The sequence below is a fragment of the Oerskovia sp. NPDC060338 genome, assembly GCF_042726295.1.
GTDB classification, from domain to species: Bacteria; Actinomycetota; Actinomycetes; order Actinomycetales; family Cellulomonadaceae; genus Oerskovia; species Oerskovia merdavium.
The window spans coordinates 201,370-222,691 of record NZ_JBHXCQ010000002.1 but is presented as its reverse complement, the minus strand read 5'-3'; the positions used below and the strand labels follow the sequence as shown (position 1 = coordinate 222,691).

18 protein-coding genes are annotated in these 21,322 nt (G+C 71.4%); 10 read left to right on the top strand and 8 right to left on the bottom strand.

Going from position 1 to position 21,322, the window contains the following annotated elements:
* Position 1 precedes the first annotated feature (1 nt).
* Complete coding sequence (locus tag ACFWGN_RS03065; protein WP_377615617.1) at positions 2-895, bottom strand: phosphotransferase family protein; 894 nt, start codon at positions 893-895, stop codon at positions 2-4.
* A gap of 448 nt (positions 896-1,343) precedes the next feature.
* On the opposite strand from ACFWGN_RS03065, the gene ACFWGN_RS03060 reads away from it, so the two are divergent.
* The 3 genes from ACFWGN_RS03060 (at position 1,344) to ACFWGN_RS03050 (ending at position 4,606) form a co-directional block, all read left to right on the top strand.
* Positions 1,344-1,838 (top strand): FBP domain-containing protein, encoded by a 495-nt coding sequence (locus ACFWGN_RS03060; protein ID WP_377615616.1) that lies wholly within the window; start codon positions 1,344-1,346, stop codon positions 1,836-1,838.
* 122 nt (positions 1,839-1,960) lie between these two features.
* Positions 1,961-2,362: a VOC family protein gene (locus ACFWGN_RS03055; RefSeq protein ID WP_377615615.1), complete on the top strand. Its 402-nt coding sequence runs from the start codon at positions 1,961-1,963 to the stop codon at positions 2,360-2,362.
* 207 nt (positions 2,363-2,569) lie between these two features.
* Complete coding sequence (locus ACFWGN_RS03050) at positions 2,570-4,606, top strand: beta-galactosidase (RefSeq protein ID WP_377615614.1); 2,037 nt, start codon at positions 2,570-2,572, stop codon at positions 4,604-4,606.
* 153 nt (positions 4,607-4,759) lie between these two features.
* On the opposite strand, the gene ACFWGN_RS03045 is transcribed toward ACFWGN_RS03050, so the two are convergent.
* Positions 4,760-6,100 carry a glycoside hydrolase family 30 beta sandwich domain-containing protein gene (locus ACFWGN_RS03045; RefSeq protein ID WP_377615613.1) on the bottom strand — a complete coding sequence of 447 codons (1,341 nt, stop codon included), beginning with the start codon at positions 6,098-6,100 and terminating at the stop codon, positions 4,760-4,762.
* 144 nt (positions 6,101-6,244) lie between these two features.
* Positions 6,245-7,546, bottom strand: a complete 1,302-nt coding sequence (locus tag ACFWGN_RS03040) for an MFS transporter (RefSeq protein WP_377615612.1) — start codon at positions 7,544-7,546, stop codon at positions 6,245-6,247.
* A 301-nt stretch (positions 7,547-7,847) separates the two neighbouring features.
* Here ACFWGN_RS03040 and ACFWGN_RS03035 point away from each other — a divergent pair, with 301 nt between their 5' ends.
* The 7 genes from ACFWGN_RS03035 (at position 7,848) to ACFWGN_RS03005 (ending at position 15,022) form a co-directional block, all read left to right on the top strand.
* Complete coding sequence (locus ACFWGN_RS03035; RefSeq protein WP_191801894.1) at positions 7,848-8,492, top strand: TetR/AcrR family transcriptional regulator; 645 nt, start codon at positions 7,848-7,850, stop codon at positions 8,490-8,492.
* 156 nt (positions 8,493-8,648) lie between these two features.
* A complete protein-coding gene (locus ACFWGN_RS03030; protein ID WP_377615611.1) occupies positions 8,649-10,172 on the top strand; it encodes a family 43 glycosylhydrolase in 1,524 nt (507 codons plus the stop codon).
* Between the two features lie 84 nt (positions 10,173-10,256).
* The gene (locus tag ACFWGN_RS03025; protein WP_377615610.1) at positions 10,257-11,180 is read left to right on the top strand and encodes a PhzF family phenazine biosynthesis protein; all 924 of its coding nucleotides are present in this window, start codon (positions 10,257-10,259) and stop codon (positions 11,178-11,180) included.
* A gap of 188 nt (positions 11,181-11,368) precedes the next feature.
* Entirely contained in the window at positions 11,369-12,775 is a 1,407-nt protein-coding gene (locus tag ACFWGN_RS03020; RefSeq protein WP_377615609.1) for an MFS transporter, read from the top strand.
* A gap of 224 nt (positions 12,776-12,999) precedes the next feature.
* The gene (locus ACFWGN_RS03015) at positions 13,000-13,713 is read left to right on the top strand and encodes a LytR/AlgR family response regulator transcription factor (protein WP_377615608.1); all 714 of its coding nucleotides are present in this window, start codon (positions 13,000-13,002) and stop codon (positions 13,711-13,713) included.
* On the top strand, positions 13,710-14,198 hold the full coding sequence (locus ACFWGN_RS03010; protein WP_377615607.1) for a hypothetical protein: 489 nt from the start codon (positions 13,710-13,712) through the stop codon (positions 14,196-14,198). The genes ACFWGN_RS03015 and ACFWGN_RS03010 overlap by 4 nt, the downstream gene beginning before the upstream one ends.
* Positions 14,093-15,022: an ATP-binding protein gene (locus tag ACFWGN_RS03005; protein WP_377615606.1), complete on the top strand. Its 930-nt coding sequence runs from the start codon at positions 14,093-14,095 to the stop codon at positions 15,020-15,022. Before ACFWGN_RS03010 ends, ACFWGN_RS03005 begins: the two co-directional genes overlap by 106 nt.
* Positions 15,023-15,404: 382 nt before the next feature.
* Here ACFWGN_RS03005 and ACFWGN_RS03000 read toward each other — a convergent pair whose 3' ends face one another.
* The 5 genes from ACFWGN_RS03000 to ACFWGN_RS02980 all read right to left on the bottom strand — a co-directional run bounded on the left by ACFWGN_RS03000 (position 15,405) and on the right by ACFWGN_RS02980 (position 21,303).
* The gene (locus ACFWGN_RS03000) at positions 15,405-16,433 is read right to left on the bottom strand and encodes a glycosyltransferase family 2 protein (protein ID WP_377615605.1); all 1,029 of its coding nucleotides are present in this window, start codon (positions 16,431-16,433) and stop codon (positions 15,405-15,407) included.
* A 14-nt stretch (positions 16,434-16,447) separates the two neighbouring features.
* Entirely contained in the window at positions 16,448-17,041 is a 594-nt protein-coding gene (locus tag ACFWGN_RS02995; protein WP_377615786.1) for a hypothetical protein, read from the bottom strand.
* A gap of 484 nt (positions 17,042-17,525) precedes the next feature.
* Entirely contained in the window at positions 17,526-18,824 is a 1,299-nt protein-coding gene (locus ACFWGN_RS02990) for a DUF916 domain-containing protein (protein WP_377615604.1), read from the bottom strand.
* A gap of 179 nt (positions 18,825-19,003) precedes the next feature.
* Positions 19,004-20,272, bottom strand: a complete 1,269-nt coding sequence (locus tag ACFWGN_RS02985; RefSeq protein ID WP_377615603.1) for a hypothetical protein — start codon at positions 20,270-20,272, stop codon at positions 19,004-19,006.
* 26 nt (positions 20,273-20,298) lie between these two features.
* Positions 20,299-21,303, bottom strand: a complete 1,005-nt coding sequence (locus ACFWGN_RS02980) for a TIM barrel protein (protein WP_225220036.1) — start codon at positions 21,301-21,303, stop codon at positions 20,299-20,301.
* Positions 21,304-21,322 lie beyond the last annotated feature (19 nt).

Sequence of the window (21,322 nt, the reverse complement as noted above, 5' to 3'; positions counted from 1 at the left end):
CTCACCCAGGACCGAAGAGCGCGCCGGGGTGCTCGGCGAGGCCGAGCGCCGGCCGTCCGCCTCGGGCGAGCAGCTGGTCCGACCAGGCGTCGAGGCGCTCTCTCAGGACTGGCCCGGTCATGTCCGCACGGTCGATGCCCGCGTATCCCGGGGCCCAGGTCTCGACGACACGCTCGGCCTGCCCTGCGGCCTGCAGGTCCCATGCACGCAGGTCACCGAGGGCTCGGCCCGCCACACGTTCGTACTCTTCCTGGAGTCGGTCGGCGGCCTCGACGGATCCGAGCAGCACGAGGTCGAGCCGGCACCAGGCCAGGTCGACGCCGCGCGGGGCCGCTCGCGCCCCGGACCAGTCGACGACCCCGGTCAGCACCCCCTCCTCCCACAGCGCGTTGCCGCGCCAGTAGTCGTAGTGGGTCATGACTCGGTCGCCGAGGTCGAGCGCGCCCCACTCCCGTCGGGCTGCCTCGGCCACGGGGCCGTCACCTCGCGGGGGTCCTGCAGGCTCGCCGCGCAGTCCGGTCCCGTCGAGCGCGTGGATCTCGACGAGTGCCCGGGCCATCTGCTCGGCGATCCGGGTCGCGGGCAGCCCGGCGGCAGGGCTCTCTCCGGGCACCCTGGTCGTGACGATCATGTCCTGCTCGGTCGACCATGCCACGAGGCGGGGAGCGATCGCCCCGAGCGGCTCGAGGCGACCCAGCACACCCACCTCGTCACCGACCGCCCGGTCCCCCGGAGGGAAACGTCGGACGACGAGCTCGTCGACACCGTCGCGCACCAGCAGGGTCTTCGCATGGATTCCGCCCGTGAGCGGCCTCACGACCTCGAGCTCACGGCCGACGAGCCTCGAGGCGAGGCGCGCGATCGTGGCGTCACTGCTGCTGTCGAGTCTGGTCACACCCCATCGTCACAGAGAACGTGGCCCACAGGGTTCCCCGGGCCGCCCCCTGCCGGCCCCCACGTGCGGTGACCGAAATCTCCTGGGGCGGCTCCGCCGTCGGGCGTACCATCGACGGAGAGCTGTGCCGTGGGACGAGCCCACGGCCACCTGATCTTGGAGCGCATCACGATGCAGCGAGGAAGCGGGGCGGCCGTCCTGGCCTGCTCGGGCGCGGGCCGGACGCCCGCCCAGCACGCCTGACGCCCTACGGCGCCACCCCGACGGACCGCACGGTCACGTCGGCCGATCGGCGTACCTCGGCGGACGTCCCGTCCCCCGGTGACCTCGTGTCGCCGGACGGACCGGCCCCCTCCTGCCGTCGCTCGACGCACGCACCTGCCGATCCTCGTCGGCCGAGCAGCGCGCCGCGCTCACGACGGCCCCTCCGCACGAGAGTGGTAGAACCATGAACCCCCTGACCGAGAAGCAGATCCGCGCGTCCTTCGTGAACGCCTCGCGCCGTGAGGCGTCCCAGCTCACGCTCCCCTCCGACCTGGCGGACCTTCGCTGGGACCGCCTCGACTACCTGGGGTGGGTGGACCGCAAGGCGCCGCTGCGCGCCTACGTGGTCCTGACCGTCGACGACGCCCTGGTGGGTCTCGCGCTGCGTGCCCCCGAGGGCACGGCGTCTCGCCGCCGCGCGGTGTGCGCCTGGTGCGAGGACGTCATCGCGACCGACGACGTCTCGCTGTACGTCGTGCGTCGGGCCGGGGCGGCCGGCCGCAACGGTGACACGATCGGCACCCTGATCTGCACCGCGTTCGGCTGCTCGAAGAACGTGCGCCGCAAGCCGACGATCGTCGAGGCCGGGCAGGACCCGGCCGGGCTCGTCGAGCGGCGCATCGCAGGGCTGCGCGAACGGTCCGTGAAGTTCGCGCGCGAGGTCCTGCGCGAGGTCTGACCGCGCGCGGGAGCGTGCCGCGGGGCGGTGCTGGGCGACCCCCGCACCGCCCGGCGTCCGCCACGGCCGGGACGGGCCGGGGCCGCCACGCCCGGGACGCGCGCCGCCGCTAGGCTCCCGTCATGATCCGCCTCGAGAACGCCACGTACCTCGTCCACGACCTGGACGACGCCATCGCCTTCTTCACGGACGCGCTCGGTTTCACGCTGCGCCAGGACGAGACCTTCGAGGGCGGGTGGCGGCGTGTCGTCGTCGGCCCGGGTACCGATGGGGACGCGAAGGGCACGGGACTGGTGCTCGCCCTCGCGACGTCCGACGACGCGCGTTCCCGCGTGGGTCGGCAGGCGGGCGACGAGGTCGCCTTCTTCCTCCAGACCGACGACTTCGCGACCCAGCACGCCCGGATGCTCGCGCACGGCGTGCGCTTCCGCGAGGAGCCCCGCCACGAGGCCTACGGGACGGTCGCGATCTTCGAGGACCTGTACGGCACAGCGTGGGACCTCATCGAGCCGCCGAGCGCCTGACCGGCGCCTCCCTGACCCGGCGCCTCCCTCGCGCGCCCGCCGCTGCTCACGCCGGGAGTCGCGCGGTCGCCCGCTCGCCGCATGGTGGGACGCCGCCGCCCGCGGTCGCCCCACGGTTTCACTACCGAGTAGATACTCGGTAGTGTCGGTCGTGGTGCCACGGCCCCCGACGACGTGGGGCACCGGCCACGCGACGAAGGGTGAGAGATGGACAAGATCTTCTACGGCACGGCCTACTACGACGAGTACCTGCCGTACGACCGCATCGCCACGGACACGACGATGATGACCGAGGCCGGGCACACCGTGATCCGCATCGCCGAGTCGACGTGGAGCACGCTCGAGCCCCAGCCCGGGGTCCTGGACTTCTCGCACGTCGACCGCGCGCTCGACGCCGCCGCCCGCGCCGGGCTCGACGTGATCGTCGGCACCCCGACCTACGCCGTGCCCGCGTGGCTCGTCGCGTCCTACCCCGAGGTCCTCGCCGAGACGAGCTCAGGCCGCGGGCGCTACGGCGCACGCCAGATCATGGACATCACGCACCCCGCGTTCCGCCTGCACGCCGAACGCATCATCCGGGCGCTCGTGGACCACACCGCGCAGCACCCCTCGGTGGTCGGCTTCCAGCTCGACAACGAGACCAAGTTCTACGACACCGCGTCCCCCGCGGTGCAGCGCGCGTTCGTCAAGCACCTGCGCACGCTGTTCGACGACGACCTCGGCGCGCTCAACGAGGCGTACGGGCTCGACTACTGGTCCAACCGCGTCGACGCCTGGGAGGACTTCCCCGACGTGCGCGGCACGGTCAACGGCTCGCTCGGCGCGGCCTTCGACCGCTACCGCCGCGGGCTGGTCGACGAGTACCTGGGCTGGCAGGCCCAGATCGTGCGCGAGTACGCGCGCGACGACCAGTTCCTCACGCAGAACTTCGACTTCGACTGGTCGCCCGGCTGGTCCTACGGCCTCCAGCCCGCGGTCGACCACTTCAGCGCCGCCCGGACGGTCGACGTGGCCGGCGTCGACATCTACCACCCCACCCAGTCGCGCCTCACGGGCAAGGAGATCGCGTTCGGCGGCGACATGACCCGCTCGATCAAGGACGGCGCGAGCTACCTCGTGCTCGAGACCCAGGCGCAGGGCCAGATGGGCTGGCTGCCCTACCCGGGCCAGCTCCGCCTCCAGGCCTACAGCCACCTCGCGTCCGGGGCGTTCGGCGTCATGTACTGGCACTGGCACTCGATCCACAGCTCGTTCGAGACGTACTGGAAGGGTCTGCTCTCGCACGACCTCGAGCCCAACCCCACGTACGAGGAGTCGGGGGTCGTCGGGCGCGAGTGGGCCGAGCACGGCCAGTCGCTGCTCCACCTGCGCAAGAAGAACCGCGTCGCGATCATGGTCAGCAACGAGGCCCTCACGGCGCTGCGCTGGTTCACGCTCGAGACGGGGTTCATCGACGGGGTCTTCGGCTCGTCGATCGGCTACAACGACGTGCTGCGCTGGGTCTACGACGCCCTGTTCGACCTGAACGTCGAGGTGGACTTCGTGCCGCCGAGCGTCGAGGACCTCTCGCAGTACGCGATGGTCGTCACGCCCGTCCTGTACACGGCCCCCGAGTCGACCCTCGCGATGCTGCGCGCGTACGTCGAGCAGGGCGGCCACCTGGTCTCGACGTTCCGCACCGCGGTCGCCGACGAGCACGTCAAGGTCTGGCACGACCGCGCGCCCCACGGGCTCACCGACGTGTTCGGCATGACGTACAACCAGTTCACGACGCCCGACGGCGCCCGCCTGGCCCCCGCGGGCCGGCTCGCCGACGCGGTCGACGGCACGCCCGAGGCGCGGACGCTGCTCGAGCTCCTGCGCCCCGAGGGGGCCGAGGTCCTCGCGACCTACGACCACCCCGCCTGGGGCGAGTACGCCGCGATCACCCGCCACCGCTTCGGTGCGGGCACCGCGACGTACCTGGGCACCATGACCGCGCCCGAGGTGCTGCGCGACGTCCTCGGCGCCCTGCTGCGCGACGCCGACCTCTGGTCGTGGCCGCAGGACCTCGCGGGTCGCGTCACGGTCCGTCGGGGCACCAACGGCCGCGGCCGGGAGCTGACCTACCTGCTGAACTACTCGGCGGCCACGGTCGAGGTCCCCTCGCCCGTCACCGCGACCTCGGTGCTCGACGGCGCCTCGGTCACCGAGGGCGACGTGCTCGCCGTCGGGCCGTGGGACCTGGTGGTCCTCGAAGGTTGACCCTTCCGCGCACGACGCACCACGACGAGGGCCGGTCGCTCCTCCTGCGGGAGGGGCGACCGGCCCTCGTCGTCCGTCGTCGTGCTCGGCCTCCACCGGGGCAGGGCTTCGCCCCCCGCCCCGCGAGGGACGGAGGGCGGAGGGCGCTTCCCGTCAGGCCGGGACGACGAACGTGTTGAGCGAGCGCGGCGCGAGCGTCGCGGTGAACGAGCGCGAGCCGTCCTCGGGGTCGGTGAACGAGAACTGCTCGGCGCGGTCGAGCGCGTTCTGGACCACGACGGCCACCGAGCCGTCCGGGTTCTCGTAGGCGGACCCCTGCGCCGCGAACCGACCCGTGGTGCCCAGCTGCACGGCCCCCGGTCGCACTCCCGCGCTGTAGTGCTTGAGCACGTAGTACTCGGGGTTGCGCGTGAACGTGCGCGTGGCCGGGTCGACGGTCACGAGCGAGTTCTGGGGCCAGCCCCACGTGCTGAGCCCGCCCGGCTCGAGCGCCATGTTCCAGTAGGTGTAGCCCGTCGCGCCGTGCTGCAGGTAGTGGCGCACCAGGTGGAAGACGTACTCGGCGTCCTGCCAGGCGTTGTCCCCGAACCCGCACTCGGACTCGGTCTGCATGATGTCGAGCTCGGGCCACGCCTCGTGCGTGCGTGCGATCGCGTGCTGCCCGGCCCACTGGTAGCCGACGCCCGCGAGGTACCGGCGGGCGTCGTCGTCGAACAGGATGTTGTCGACGAAGCGCGCGTAGTTCGTGAGCTTCTGGCCGGCGGCCGTGAACGCCATGTCCTCGGGGCCGTTGAGGGTGCCCAGGTAGATGTCGACGTCGAGACCCGACGCCTCGACGACCGGGCCCAGGTGGTCGCGCACGAACGTGCGCAGCTGCTCCGAGCTCCACACGCACGACGGGAACTTCTGGTCCGCGAAGACCTCGTTCTGGATGTGGACCTGGTCCACGCGGATGCCTCGCGCCGCGTACTCCTCGACGAACCGCACGAAGTACCGCGCGTAGGCGTCGAGGTTCTCGGGCGTCATGACGAGCGTGCCGAAGTTGTACGCGGGCGGGTTCTTCATCCACGTCGGCGGGCTCCAGGGCGAGCAGTGCAGCACCATGTCGTCCTGGTAGCGCTGCGCCTGACGGATGTAGGGGATGACCGCCTCCTCGTCGCGCTCGACGCTGAAGTGCTCGAGCGCGAGGTCGCCGGGCACCTCGTCGTAGCTGTACCAGGACGACGCGAAGTCGTTCGCGCCGATCGCCGACCGGTTGACCCGCAGGTTGAGCTCGTCGGGGTGGAAGAGCTCGCGGTACACCTGCTCCTGGTCCGCCTCCGAGAGCGAGGAGATCGCGCGGTACCCGAGCTCGTTGAACGTGCCGCCGAACCCGCGGATCGGTCGACCGCGCGTGCCGGTCAGGCTCAGGCCGCGGTCGGCCGTCGCGCCGGGGGTGGGCTCACCTCCGTCCTGCCAGCGTGCGTCGTCGGTCGAGGTCACCCAGGTGGTCACGTCGTTCTCCTCAGGATCGGGGCGGGCGGTGCAGGTTCAGGTTCGGCAGGCCCGAGGGGGCCGGGTGGTGCGGTGATGCCGTGGTGCGGTGGTGCGGTGCGCGGCGGTGGTCCGCGGCGCACCGCACCGGGGGGACGGTCGGGCTCAGCGCACGCTCTTGATGCGCGTGATGAAGAACGCGCCGAGCAGGGCCGCGACGATCGAGACCGGGAAGACGACCGAGTAGCTCCCCGTCGCGACGACGAGCGCCGAGGTGACGAGCGGTCCGACCGTCTGCCCTGCCGTCGTCGACAGGTTGAGGATGCCGAGGTCCTTGCCGGCCTCCTCGTCGTTCGGGAGGACGTCGACGTTGAGCGCCTGGTCCACCGAGGTGTAGACGCCGTAGCCGAACCCGGCGATGCCGGCGAACAGGAACATGCCCATGGGCGAGGGCCAGATCCACGGCATCGCGATACCGACCGCGAAGAGCACGCTCGAGACCACGACGGGCAGCTTGCGACGACCGATGCGGTCGGAGATCGGCCCGGCGACCACGGCACCGAGCAGCGAGACGACGAGCAGGATGCCGGACATCGTGGCGATCGTGACGGCCGACTCCGCGACGGTCTGCCCCACGTGGTCCTGCACGATGTAGAGCTGGTAGGCCATGATCATCTGGTAGCTGACCAGCATGAAGAGGCGGCCCGCGAAGGCCAGGTAGAAGTCCGGGGCGTTGCGCGGCGGACGGAACGAGAGCAGCAGCTCCTTGAGGCCGCCGGCCGCAGGGGGCAGGTCCTGGGCCGAGCGCTCGCGCGGCCAGACGACGAGCGCGACGACCGCGCCGCCGATCATGAAGGCGCCACCGAGCACGAACCCGGGCACGGCGTTGGTGATGAACAGCGCGCCGACGAGCGAGCCGAGCGGGGCGCCGGCCGCGAGGCCACCGCCGTAGAACGCGGACATGGTGCCGCGCAGGCTCTTGGGCACGCGGTCGGCGAGCACCGCGACCGCGGGGGCGAGCATCATGTTGAGGCCCACCATGCTCACGCAGTAGGCCAGCGTGATCAGCCCTGCGCTGGGCAGGAAGCCGACGAGGGTCAGCGAGACGCCGCCCAGGACGGCGCCGCCCAGGATCCAGGGGGCGCGGCGGCCGAACCTGCTGCGCGTACGGTCCGAGAGGTTGCCGAACACGAGGTTCGACACGAGCGAGACGATCGCCGTGATCGCGCTGATCGACCCGAGGAGCGTCTCGGGCGACTCGACGCCGATGTCCCGCAGGCGCTGGGGCAGGAGGACGGCCGCGACGATCTGGAGGCCCACGATCCACAGGAGGCCGAACGCCAGGAACCCGGCGCCGAACCGGAGGACACGGCCGCGCGTCAGGGGATGCCCGGTGTCGGGAGCAAGATCCTCGGTCGAGCTCTGCGCCGAGGGGTCGTCCACCGTGACGACGGGGTGTGCATCCATGTCAACCTTCTTTGGTCGAGGCAGTTCCTTCTGCCGTTGGCGCGGGGTCGGACAACTCCACGCCGAGTCGTCGATACCCGGCCGAGAACCACTACCGAGTACCTACTAGATAGAAGGGAACGTAGAACTCGCTCGACGACGCTGTCAACTTCCCAGAGATCCCTAGACGCCCCCTGGAACCCCTGGATCCACAGCGTGAGACGCCCGTCGGAGCGCGTCCCCACTGGCGGATGGAGAACCCACTACCGACGCCTCCCGCCTCCCCGTCGGCCCTGACCCGCAGGTGCGCTAGCGTCAGGGAATGCCCAGCACCACGCAGGAGACCCCTCGCCGCCGCGTCCGCCTGACCCCCGACGAGCGACGCGCGCAGATCCTCGAGGCCGCCGCGCGGATCGTCGCCGAGAAGGGCTTCTACGGCCTCTCGCTCCAGGACGTGTGCGACGCCGTCGGGCTCTCCCAGCCGGGCCTGCTGCACTACGTGCGCAACAAGGAGGGCCTGCTCCAGCTGCTCGTCGAGCAGCGCTACGACCGCCGCTTCGACCCCGACGACTTCATCGCGACGGGAGACCCCGCCGCGACCCACCCCGACGGCGTCTCGCTCCCCGCGTACCTGCGCTACCTGGTCCGCAACAACGCCCGCACCCCGGAGCTCATCCGCCTCTACATGGTGCTCGGCGCCGAGGCGGCGTCGCCCGAGCACCCGGCCCACGAGTACTTCTCGCAGCGCCCCGACGGCGTGTGGTGGCTCTACTCCCAGACCACCTGGCGCCTGCCCCCCGAGGTCGGGCCGTGGGAGGACCAGCGGACGCTGGTCGAGATGTGCATCGAGGCCATGGACGGGGTCCAGGTCCGGCTCTTCCGCGACCCGCCCATCGAGCTCGAGGACCAGTGGGCCCGGTTCGAGCAGGTCCTGTTCCCCTCGCCCGTGTGGGACGACTACCGCTGAGGCGCCGAGCACCGGGCATTACCGGTCGGTAGGCATTCGGGGTACGCTACCGAGTAACCACTCGGTAGGAATTCAGGTCGAGGTCGACCGTGGCACGTCGGCGACGACGGTCGGGCTCACGCCTGCGCCTGCTCCCCACCACCGAAGGACCGCTCCGTGCGCAATCCCCTGATCTCCGGCTTCCACCCCGACCCCAGCGTGTGCCGCGTGGGCGACGAGTACTTCATCGCCACGTCGACGTTCGAGTACCTGCCGGGGATCCCGGTCTTCCGGTCGACCGACCTCGAGCACGTCGAGCTCCTGACCCACGTCGCGGTGCGCGACGGTCAGCTCGGGACGACCGGCGTGCCGACGGGCGGAGGCACCTGGGCCCCCACGATCCGGCACCACGACGGCAGGTTCTACCTCGTGGTGCCCGACATGATGGGCACGGGCCGAGGCAACGTCCTCTTCACGGCCGACGACCCGGCCGGCCCGTGGTCCGACGGTGTCGTCATGGACGTGTTCGGCATCGACCCGGACATCGCCTGGGACGACGAGGGCACCTGCTACATCACCATGTCCGGCCTCGGGTTCGAGGAGGACGGCACCGCGGTCCACCTCGGCATCACGCAGGTCCGGCTCGACACCGAGACGGGGGCCGCGCTGAGCGAGCCGCGCCCGCTGTGGTCGGGCACGGGCGGCATGTTCCCCGAGGCGCCCCACCTCTACCAGGTGGGCGACCACTGGTACCTCATGATCGCCGAGGGCGGCACCGAGCGCGGGCACGCCGTGACGATCGCCCGCGGACCGTCACCCGAGGGCCCGTTCGAGGGGTGCCCGCACAACCCGCTCGTCACCGCGCGCGGTTCCGACCGCCCCGTGCAGAACACGGGCCACGGCGACCTGGTCCAGCTCCCCGACGGTTCGTGGGCCATGATCCTGCTGGGCACGCGGCCGCGTTCCATGACGCGCGCGTTCGCGCCCATGGGCCGCGAGACCTTCATCACGCCCGTGACCTGGGACGACGACGGCTGGCCGCACGCCGAGCCCGTGGTGCTCGACGAGCGGCACGAGCCGGTCGAGCACACCGTCACCTTCCCGTCCGACGCCCCCTCGTCGCTCGACGGGTTCGACGGCGAGGTCGTCGCCGTGCGCGCCTTCCCCCGGGACGTCGCCGACCTGGAGGCCCGCCCGGGGTGGGCCCGCCTGCGCGGCACGGGCGAGGGCATGGAGGCGACCAGGCCGACGTTCCTCGGGATCAGGCAGACCACCGAGGCCTGCACCGTCACCACGACCCTCGACGTCTCCGAGGGCGCGGGCGGCCTGTCCATGCGCTACGACGAGAGCTCGCACCTCGACCTCGAGGCGACGACCGACGTCGTGACCCTGACCATGACGGCCCGCGGCCTCGCCCAGTCCTGGTGCCGCGAGCGCAAGAACGCCGACGAGCCCGCTCGCCTGCGCATCGTCGCGGACCCGCCCGTCGTCGGGAAGGCCGTGCTGGGCGCCTCGTGCGACCGCCTGCGCGGCGAGGTCTGGGAGGACGGCGGGTGGGTCGAGGTCGGCGGCGTGGACGGCGCGTTCCTCTCCTCGGACTTCTGCGAGTCGTTCACGGGACGGGTCGTGGGCCCGTACGCCCGCGAGGGCGTCGTCGACGTCGCCGAGATCGCCTACAGCGGCCAGGACGTCGAGCGCTGAGGCACGCGGACCACGCAGCCGCCCGTGCAGGGTCGACTGCTGTCGGCCCTGCACAGGCCATGACGCGGCGGTAGCGTCGGGCGTATGACCCCTCCGCCCCGGAACCGCCCGTTCTCGCAGGTCGACGTCTTCACGACGACCCCCTACCGGGGCAACCCGGTCGCGGTGGTGCGTGACGCCGTCGGGCTGGAGGACGACCAGATGGCCGCGTTCGCCCGCTGGACCAACCTCTCCGAGACCACGTTCCTGCTGCCCCCTTCCCCCGAGGGTGCGGCCACCGGAGCGGACTACCGCCTGCGCATCTTCACGCCCGCGGGCGAGCTGCCATTCGCGGGGCACCCGACGCTCGGTTCGTGCCACGCGTGGCTCGCGGCGGGCGGCACGCCGCGCGAGCAGGGGGTCGTGGTCCAGGAGTGCGGGATCGGTCTGGTGCCGCTGCGCCGCGACGCATCGTCCACCCCGCCCGACGGCGGAGCCGCCCCGGGTGGTCGGCTCGCCTTCGCTGCCCCCGACCTCCTCACGGACGAGCCCGTCGACCTCTCGACGCTCGCCGCGATCACGCGCGCGCTCGGCCTCGAGGCGCGCGACGTCGTCGACCACCGGTTCCTCGACAACGGGCCCGGGTGGCGCGTGCTGCTCCTTGGCTCGGCCGAGAAGGTCCTGGCGCTCGACCCCGACTTCACGGGCCTGGGCGACCTGGCGATCGGCGTCGTCGGGCCGTACGGGGCGCTCGGCGACGGCCGGTACGACGGCCCGGACGGGGCGGCGGTCGAGGTGCGCGGCTACGCGCTCGACATGGGCATCCCCGAGGACCCGGTCACGGGCAGCCTCAACGCGGTCGTCGGCCAGTGGCTCGTGCCCGACGGGTTGCTCCCGCAGGCGTACGTCGCGAGCCAGGGGACGGCGCTCGGGCGGGCCGGGCGCGTGCACGTGACGCGCGACGGTTCCGGGACCGTCTGGGTCGGCGGCGACGCCGTGACGTGCATCGAGGGGACCGTGCTGCTCTGAGCCCGGCGTCGGCCGGCACCGGCCGGCGTCGCCCTGGGCGGGCAGACTGGCCGACTGGCCGGGGCCGGTGCGGTCGCACGGCGGTCCGCGGCCGGACGTCGTCGTTGCGGCCCAGGGAACGGACGTCGTCGTCGCGGCCCAGGGAAACAGTGTGAGAGCGCACTCCCCGGCGGCATAGAGTTCATCCAATGTCAGGGAACCTAACAGTCGTTCGCGCGCGCTGGTCGTTGATGGCGCTCTTCGCGCTCTTCGGCGTCGTGGGCACGAGCTGGATGACACGGCTGCCCTCGATCCGCGACGCGCTCGGGGTCTCCTCGGCCCAGCTCGGGCTGATCCTCATCGTGGGCGCGGTCGGCGCCCTGTTCGCCGTGGTCTCGACGGGCGCGATCGTGTCCCGGTTCGGCAGCCGCAGCACGCTCGTGGCCGCCACGGCCCTCAACCTCGTCGCGCTGCTGCTCGTCGCGTGGGGCACCGCGGTGGGCAGCGTCGGGATCTTCGCGGTCGGGGCGTTCCTCAACGGCGTGAGCGGCGCACTGATGAACGTGCCCATCAACCTCAACGGCGCGCTCGTCGAGCAGCAGGTGGGGCGCGCGATCCTGCCGCACTTCCACGCGGCCTTCTCGATCGGTGCGGGCGCCGGTGCTCTCGTGGGTGCCGCGTTCTCCGCGGCCCATGTCCACATCTCGGTGCAGCTCGTGATCGTCACGGTCGCGGTCGCGGTCGCGCGCGTCGTGACGATCGGACCCGCGACGGTGTTCGCGCCCGAGCGCCGCGCCGGCGCCGGGGCCACGCCGGGCGTGAGCCCGGCCGACCTCGAGCACGACCTCGCCGAGTCCCCCGCGGGCGGCGCGACCGAGCCCGCGGTGTCGGGGGCCGTCGTCGACGAGGCGGACGCCCCGGCCGCGGCGGGCAGCGTGGCCGGGAGGGACGGCGCGGCCGGGCCCGCCGGTGGGGCCGGCGACAAGGTACGGACGTCGCCCAGGCGCGGCGCGGGCATGCGCTCGGCCCTGTCGGCGTGGCGCGAGCCGCGAACCATCCTCATCGGTCTGGTCCTGCTGGCCTCGTCGCTGTCCGAGGGGTCGGCGGGCAACTGGCTCTCGATCGCGATGGTCGACGGCTTCGAGGTGCGCGAGGCCATGGGCGCCATGGCCTACGGGACGTTCGTGGGTGCCATGACGGTCTTCCGCTTCGCCGGGACGGGCCTCATCGACCGGTTCGGGCGCGTCACGGTGCTTCGCGCCTCGGGCGTCTCGGCCCTCGTGGGCCTCCTGCTGTTCGGTCTGGCCCCGCAGATCTGGCTCGCGTGGTTCGGGATCGTGCTGTGGGGCTGCGGCGCGGCGCTGGCCAACCCGATCGCGATCGCCGCGGCGTCCGACGACCCGCTCCGCTCGCCCGCGCGCGTGTCCGTCGTGACGTCGTTCAGCTCGTTCGCCCAGCTCACCGCTCCCCCGGTCCTGGGCCTGCTCGCCGACGAGATCGGGGGCCGCTACGCGCTCCTGACCATCTGCGCGGCCATGGTGCTGAGCCTCGCGCTGGCGGGCCAGGTCAAGCCGCTGCCGCGCGAGGCGATGACACCGGTCCCCGAGCGCACGTGACCCGGGGTCCGGGCGCGCAGTGCTCGCGGCGCGAGCGGCGGGCACTGCCGGACGACACCGCCTGACGGCCGCGTCGACGGGAGGTGCCGCACCCGGCGCGAGGTCGGCCACCCCACCGCCGAGGATCACGTCATGACATGCCCGAATCCGCCTGTTCGCACGGATTCCAGCCCGTCCATGCTTGGTATCTTGGGGGGTCCTCCCAGAGGAGGTCGAGCAGTCCCATGATCCGCATCGGCGTGGTCGACGACGAGTCGGCGAGCAGGCAGATCGTGCTCGATCACCTCGATCGATACCAGGCGGAGAACGACGTGACGTTCGACGTCCGCACGTTCGCCGACGGGCGCGAGCTCGTCACGGGGTACCGACCCGAGTTCGACGTCCTGTTCCTCGACGTCCAGATGAACGACCTCGACGGCCTGGACACGGCCCGGCACCTCCGTACGCTCGACACGCGGGTCGTCATCGTGTTCGTCACCAACATGGCCCAGTACGCGATCCACGGCTACGAGGTCGACGCCCTGAGCTACCTCGTCAAGCCTGTCCCCTGGTTCGCGTTCTCCCAGGAGCTGCGTCGCAGCATCGAGCGGGTCCGGCGCAGCGGGACGGACTCGGTCATGCTGACCGTGAACGGCGAGCTGGCCCGCGTCGACCTGCTGGACGTCGTCTACGTCGAGAGCATCAAGCACCGGGTCGTCGTGCACGCGGTCGACCGGACGTACTCGTTCACGGGCACTCTCAAGGCGTTCGAGGCCGACCTCGGCGACAAGGGGTTCTTCCGGAGCAACAGCTGCTACCTGGTGAACATGCGCCACGTGACGGCCGTCAAGCAGAGCACGTGCGTCATGCTCGGCGGGGACGAGCTCCAGATCAGCCGCCCGCGCAAGCGCGCGTTCCTCGACGCGCTCGCCGACCACGTCGGAGGGCACGTCGCGTGATCGGGGATCTCCCGACCGATATCCCCCGCGGTTTCACGGCCTTCGCCGAGTGGTCCGCGTGCCTCGTCTACATCCTGCTCCTGCGCAAGCGGTTCACCCCGCCGGTCCTGGCCCTCGCGCTCGGCCTGGGGCTGGGCCTCCTGTGGGCCGTCCAGACGTTCGCGGGCGGGCTGCCGATCGCCCTGTGGACGCTCGGCATGGCGATGGCCGTCGCGGCGATGTTCGCCGTGGTCGTGGTCTGTGCCGACGTCTCGACGCGCGAGGCCGGGTACTTCACGGCGCGCGCGTTCGTGCTCGCCGAGCTCGTCGCGTCGCTCCACTGGCAGCTCTACAGCTATGCCGTCGACCAGGGTTCACGGGGGTCGGCATCCAGGTGGGGTTGCTGGTCCTGGTGTACGGCGCGGCGTTCACCGCGGCCTACTTCATCGAGCGGCGACATTTCCCGCCCGACCAGCGGCTCGACGTCGACCGCCGCGCCCTGCTGAGCGCATCGTCGATCGCCGCCGTCACGTTCCTCATGAGCAACGTGAGCTTCGTGAGCTCGAACACCCCGTTCAGCGCGCAGTTCGGTCCCGAGATCTTCTACATCCGCACGCTCGTCGACCTCGCGGGGTACGTCGCTCTCTATGCGCAGCAGGGGCAGCGGCTCGAGCTCCAGCGCGCGGTCGAGGTCGAGGCGATGAACCGGATGCTGCACTCCCAGCACGACCACTACCTGCACTCCAAGCGGAACATCGACATCGTCCACCGCAAGTATCACGACCTCAAGCACTTCGTCACGGCGATCCGGGCGGAGGAGGACCCGGACGCGAAGGCGTCGTACCTCGACCAGCTCGAGGAGAGCATCCAGGGTTACGGGGCGCAGGTCGAGACGGGGAACCCCGTGCTCGACACGATCCTGACGTCGAAGACGTCCCAGTGCACCGAGCTCGGGATCACCCTGACGTGCGTGGTCGACGGCGCAGCCCTGTCCTTCATGGATCCCATGGGCCTCAGCGCGCTGTTCGGCAACGCGCTCGACAACGCGATCGAGAGCACCGCGACCCTGCCGGACCCGGAGAACCGGCTCGTCCGCGTCGCGGTCTACACCCAGAACTCGCTCGTCCTGGTGCGCTTCGAGAACTACCACCTGGGCGACCTGGAGTTCGACGACGGGATCCCGCGCACGACCAAGGGCGACGCGCTCAACCACGGGTACGGCCTGCGGAACATGCGCCAGGTCGTCGAGAGCTACGGCGGCTCTCTCACGGTGCACACCGAGGCCGGGTGGTTCGTGGTGCGGGCTCTGATCCCGGTCCCCGAGCGCTGAGGGTCCGAGCCGGACAGCCCCGCAGCCCCGCAGCCCCGCAGCCCCGCAGCCCCGCAGCCCCGCAGCCCCGCAGCCCCGCAGCCCCGCAGCCCCGCAGCCCCGCAGCCCCGACCAGCGTCTCCCCGGGGGTGGGTGGTGTTGTTCGTGTAGCCACCACCATTGTGGTGGCTACACACAAACACCACCGAGGGGTCTCCTGGCGTGTTCGCCCAGCGGGGCCTCGATGTGGACCATGCGGGCGGTGGATCGACGCAGGCCGGGTTCGGCGGTGGAGCCGGACCGGGTTCGGTGGTGAAGCCGGGCCACGTGCTGGTGCGTGCCGTTGGCCGGGGGCGCCCCGGTGGGCGGGGGTGCCGGGCCGGCCGGTGCGCCGGGGTGGGTGTTAGTTGAAGCCGATGACGCGTTGGGCGGTCTTGTACGCCAGGACGGAGATGCCGCGTCCGGGGCGTCCGGGCAGGTTGGTGATCTGGTGCAAGGGCGTGCGGCGCAGGCGCCGGTACAGGGCCGGGTCCTGGGTGCGGACCTCGGCCCAGAAGGTGTCCTTCTTCGCCAGGGACTGCGCGGTCCCCGACCGGATCAACAGCATGGACGAGACCATGCTCACGATGTTGATGTAGTGCAGCATGTACCGCGCCAGGGCGCGTGGTGCCTGCGGGTCGGCGCGCACCGCGCGCAGGTGCTCCATCATGGCCCGGTTGATGCGCAGCTGCTGATCGACCCGCGAGATCATCACGTCCTCGTTCACCGACTGGTCCGCACGCCCGATGTAGTACCGGTACAGGTCCACGTCCAGGTAGTACAACGTCCGCACCGCGGGCAACGGCGCGTACGCGTAGAGGTTGTCGACGTAGAACGAGTGCTCAGGCAGCACCAGCCCCACCTCACGCAACAAAGCGGTCCGGTAGATCAACGAGTGCATCAAGATGTACTGCGACTTGCGGAAGCGCCCCACCTGGTCCCAGCCCATGACCCGGTTCCTGGGCAGGGCGTTGGTGTACCGCACCGCGGTCTTCTTGCGCTTGTCGACCTTCTCGTAGACGAAGTTCGACACCAGGACGTCCACCCCGGTCCCGGCCGCGGCGAACCCGCCCAACGTCTCCAGGACCCGCCGGTAGGCGTCCGCATCGAGCCAGTCGTCGGAGTCCACGATCTTGATGAACGCCCCGCGCGCATGCCTGAGCCCGGTGTTGATCGCCGCCCCGTGCCCACCGTCGACCTGATGGATCGCGGTCACCACCCCCGGATACGCGCCCGCATACCGGTCCGCGACCTCCCCCGTGGCATCGAAGGACCCGTCGTTCACGATCAAGATCTCGACCAGGTCACCACCGGGCAGCAACGACTCGATGCACCGCTCCATGTACGCCGCCGAGTTGTAGCACGGCACCACGATCGTCAACAGCTTGCTCATCAGGACAACACTCTTCACACTTCCTGGCCCGCACGGGCCGACGACACATCCACCCCACCCGACCCACCCACGTCAGCAGGCTCGACGGGCTCGGGCTCACGCTTGAAGATGATCTTGAAGATCGGGAAGAACACCCAGAAGGATAGGACGGCGTTGATCATCATCGTGACCATGTCGGCCACCGTCTCCCCCGTCTTACCCATCCCCCACGTATCGATCAACAGCTCGTACACCGGCGCCTTGTACCACCCCTGCAACGCCGCCGCCGCGAACGTGATCACCACGTACGCCACCGTGTACCAGAACGCCGCCCGCCAGATGTTCGTGTTCGACTTGAACGTCACGTTGCGCTGAGCGAAGAAGTTGATCACCTGCGCGATCAACAACGTCACCTGCACCGCCAAGAAGTACGCCAACCCACCCCCACCCTCAGGCAACCCACCCCCCGCATAGTCGAACAGGTAGAACGGCGACCCATCCGGATTCGACCCCACCGCCAACACCTGAAAGCTCGTGTCCACCAACGACGTCAACCCGAACCCCGCCTTGAACAACGGCATCAACGCCAGCTGCAACACCGTCACACCATTGCTCAGCACGAAGAACACCAAGAACTGAGCCAACCCCGGCCGACGCTCCACGAACCCCGACCACCACCCACGCAACCGACCGAACAACGACGACCGACCCCCCGACGAAGGGCTCGGGCTCGGCGATGGTGCCGTGGGAGTGCTCACTGCGTTGTGCTCCTTGCTGACAGGACGCTCGAGGACGTGAAGTCCGTGCGCCTGATCCGGACACGAGGGCCGCGACTGCTGCGGTCGACCCCTCGTCGTGGGGACTGCGGCGACACCCGTCCGCGGGGACAGGGCGTCGTCGGCAGTCAAGCACCGGATCACCAGGCCCTCCGGGGCCTGTGCACAACCTGTCGTCCGGGGCGCATGATCTGTCACCCAGCCGCCCCTGGGGGCCGACCGCGTGGCTCCCGTGAGCACGGGGACGGGACCGCGTCCGTCGACGCGAACGGGCCGGCCGGTCGGCTCCCCGAGGGGGCGCCGACCGGCCGGCCCGTCCTGACCGCCGCAGCCCGCCTCAGGCGACGGGCTGCTCGTCGCGTTCCTTGAGCGCCTGGGCCACGGCCTCGGCGACCTTGCGCTCGTCGCTCGCGCGCCGCCGTCGGGCACCGCGACGCTGCAGGACGACGCCCCCGACCACCAGGACGAGCAGCGCGAGGGCCGACCACGGCACCGCCCACGTCGAGGCCGAGCCCGTGGCGGGCGCGACCGGCAGGGGCGCGGCGTCGGCCGCACCGATCGCGGTCACGACCTCCGCCGAGACCGTGACCGATCCCTTGACCCGGCCCAGCGGCCAGACGCCGTCGACCGTCACGGTCCGCGTCAGCGACGTGCCGGGGAGCATCTCAGGGAGCTCGACGCGCGGCGCGCTCTGCGCGCCCGCGCCCCACGGCCCCGCGACGCGCACGGCCTGACCGGGGGCCAGGCGAGTGTTGCCGTCGTTCGTGACCGTGAACGTGACGACGGCGTCGCCCGCGGCGAACGGGTTGAGGGTGCCGTCGTAGGTGACCGACACGTCGTCGACCACGACGGCGGGGACCAGGTCGCCTGCGACGCGCAGGTGCATGCGTGAGCCGAGGCGGCGGTCGACGCTCACGCCCTCGGCGTTCTCGACGAGCAGCGAGGACACCACGCCCGCCGCGTAGTCGCCCGGCGTCGCGTCGGCGGGGACCGTCACGGTGAAGGGCACGACCGCGGTGCCCCCGCCCTCGATCGTGACGTCGTCGGCCTCGAAGGTCACCCACGAGCCGAGCGCCTGCGACTCCTCGCCCGCGGGCAGCAGGTCGAGCTCGCCGGCCTCGGTCATGTACCCGTCGGCCGCGTAGACGCGGAACGTCAGCGGCCCTTCGGTGTAATTGGAGACGATGATCGCGTCGTCGAGACTCGTCCCGGGCTCCAGGCCGTAGGCGTAGTTGGGGCGGTCGGTGCCGTGCACGGTGTCGGCGGGCCGCACGCCCCAGGTGACGGGCGTCGTCACGGCGGGGGCGTCGGGCTCGGCAGGGGCGTCCGGAGCGGGCGCGGCGGGGTCCACCTGCCCGACGGCGGCGCTCACCCCGTGCGGGAGCGCGGCGGTCCGCGATGCGGCGGCCGATGCGGGCGAGGCGACGGCTGACGCTCCGGGGGCGACCAGCGAGACGAGCAGACCCACGACCAGCGTCACGGCCAGCACGGCGAGGAGCCACAGCGCGTGGCTGTGGCCGTTCTCCCGCTGGTGGGCGCTCGCGTTGCGCTGCGCCGAGCGCGGGTCCTGCGCGGGCTGCGCGGTCTGGCTCGCGCGGTCGCGCGCGGCCTGGGGGGAGAGGTGCTGGGTCGCCATGGTCGTGCCTGCTTTCGTGGGTTCCGACCGAGGGTAGCCGGGCGGTCCGCCGCGTCGGGGCGGCCGTCCGTGCCCGTCAGGAGCAGCCCGTCAGGGGCGCCGGTCAGGAGAGCTGTCGAACGGTGGTGCCGGCCGGCCCGCGGAGAAACGGGCCGGCCGGCACCACGATCACGACGTGACTAGCTGAGCGCCGTCAGCGTCAGCGTCGCGTTGTAGGTCCCCTCGTTCACCGTGAGCGGGAGCTTCAGGTCGAGCTCCGCCCCGATGACCGCGGAGCCACGGGCGTGCCCGGCCTCCGCGCTGCCCAGGGTGCGGGCGACGGACAGGCCGTCACCCTCGACGAAGCCCGAGGCGACGGCCGCACCCGCGACCGCTCCGCCGTCGTTCTCCTGGAGCGCGGGCGTCCAGCCGAGGTACTTGCCGGACACCGTCTCGCCGCCCGCCACGAAGTCGCCGACCTGTGCGGACACCGACCACGCCGGGGCGTTGATGCGCGTGTCCGTGACACGGACCGGGACGAGGTCGCCCGAGGCCGCGAAGTGGTCGCCCTGCTCCTCGGCCACGCCCAGGTCGACGAGACCCGAGGAGCCCTCGAGGCTCCACGTGAGCTCGCCCGGACGGGGCTCGGGGATCACGACGGCGACCGACTGGTCGCCCGCCGCGAGCGCACCGGGGGCCGTGCCGGTGAGGTCGCCCTCGACCGAGCCCGCGGTGTTGCCCGGGCCGAAGTTCGCGGCCGGTGCGTTGTCCGCGAGGCGCACGGCCCCGTGGACCGTGGTGCCCGCGACCTGGAGGTTCGCGGTGTTGCCGGTCAGGACGAGGTCCCCACCCACCGTGTTGCCCCACTGGTCCGCCGACCCGTCGCTCGTCGCGCCGACCAGCGCGTCGCGCGACGTGCCCGTCACGGACAGGCTGCCTCCGACGACCGCGCCGCCGACGCTCACGCCGAAGTCGCTGTCGCCGAGCGTCACGTCACCGTTCACGCTCGTGCGCAGCAGGTCGACGTACGTCGCGGCCTGCGTCGAGAGGTTGCCCGAGATCTTCGAGTCCGAGATCTCGACGTCGACCCCGCCCGCCGCGACGCTGCCACCCACGCGCAGGTCGTACAGGTAGAGGAACCCGACGCGCGAGCCGGCGGTGTACGAGCTGATGTCGCCCCCGACGCTCGCTCCGTCGATCAGGACGCCGTAGGCGTCGGTCGCGACGACGTCGCCCTCGATGACGGCCTCGGTCGCGTCGAGCCACGCGTCGTCACCGACCGTGATCGACCCCTGGACCGTGGTCCCGCCGAGGACACAGGTCGCGCCCGCGGGGACGACCAGGTCGCCCGCGATGACCGTGTCGTCGAGCTCGGTCGTGCAGCTCGTGACGGCGGCGTGCGCTGCTGGTGCACCGACCGCGATCAGCGCGAACGCTGCGGCAGCGGCTGCTGAAACCTTCCACTTCATGGCGAATCTCCTGTTTTCTCGGTGGTTCAGCCGCGAAGGCCGTAGATGGAGGTGTAGCTGCGCCGTGCGTTGCCCAGGGAGTTCAGGGGGTTCGGCGGCGCGGCGACCGAGCTGGCGTTGTCCTGCTCGAACAGGCCGAAGTGCTGGCCGCGCGTGCGCAGCTGCGACAGGAAGGCCTGGTAGTCGATGTTGCCCTCGCCGAACTCGATGATGTCGTAGCCGTTGGCGCTGCCCGTGTTGGTCTTGCCGTCCTTGAGGTGGAGCATCGGGAAGCGGCGCGGGTCGCGCTTGATGTAGTCGATGGGCTCGAACCCGGGGTACTTGTGCTTGCCGACGTGCGCCCAGAAGACGTCCATCTCGAAGAAGACGAGCTCGGGGTCGAACTCGTCCCACAGCAGGTCGTACACGCGGCGCGTCGGGTCGTCCGTGGTGAAGCGGAACTCGCCGTCGTGGTTGTGCGCGTAGAGCTTGAGGCCCGCGGCCTTGGTCTTGACGCCCATCTGGTTCCACGTGTTCGCCGCGGCGGTCCAGGCGGCCACGGTCGGGGTGTTGTTGATGGGGCCACCCTGACCGATGTGCGGCATCCCGAGGATGAGCGCCTTCTCGATCTCGGCGTCGATGTTGCCCGGGTTGAGGGTCGCGTGCGTCCCGACGGCCCGCAGGCCGTTGTCGTCGAGCAGCTGGCGGATCTCGGGGATGGTGATCGCGCCGACGTTGCCCTGCGTGTACCCCGCGAACTCGACCTCGGAGTAGCCGATGTCGGCGAGCTCCTCGAACACGGCCCGGAAGCCGAGCGAGCTGACCTTGTCGCGCACCGTGTAGAGCTGGATGCCGATGCGGTTGACGGGGACGAGGCGGTTGCGGCCGCTGCTCGGTGCTGCGGCCACGCCGCCCAGGGCGGACGCCGCGGTCGGGCCGATCGCCGCGCCCACACCGACGGCGACCGTCGAGGCCGCGAGGGCCTTGAGCAGGTTCCGCCGGCTCATCGGGCGAGCCGGGATGGACTCGTGGTGGTGCTCGTGTGAACTCATGTCTCTCCTTCGAGGTGAG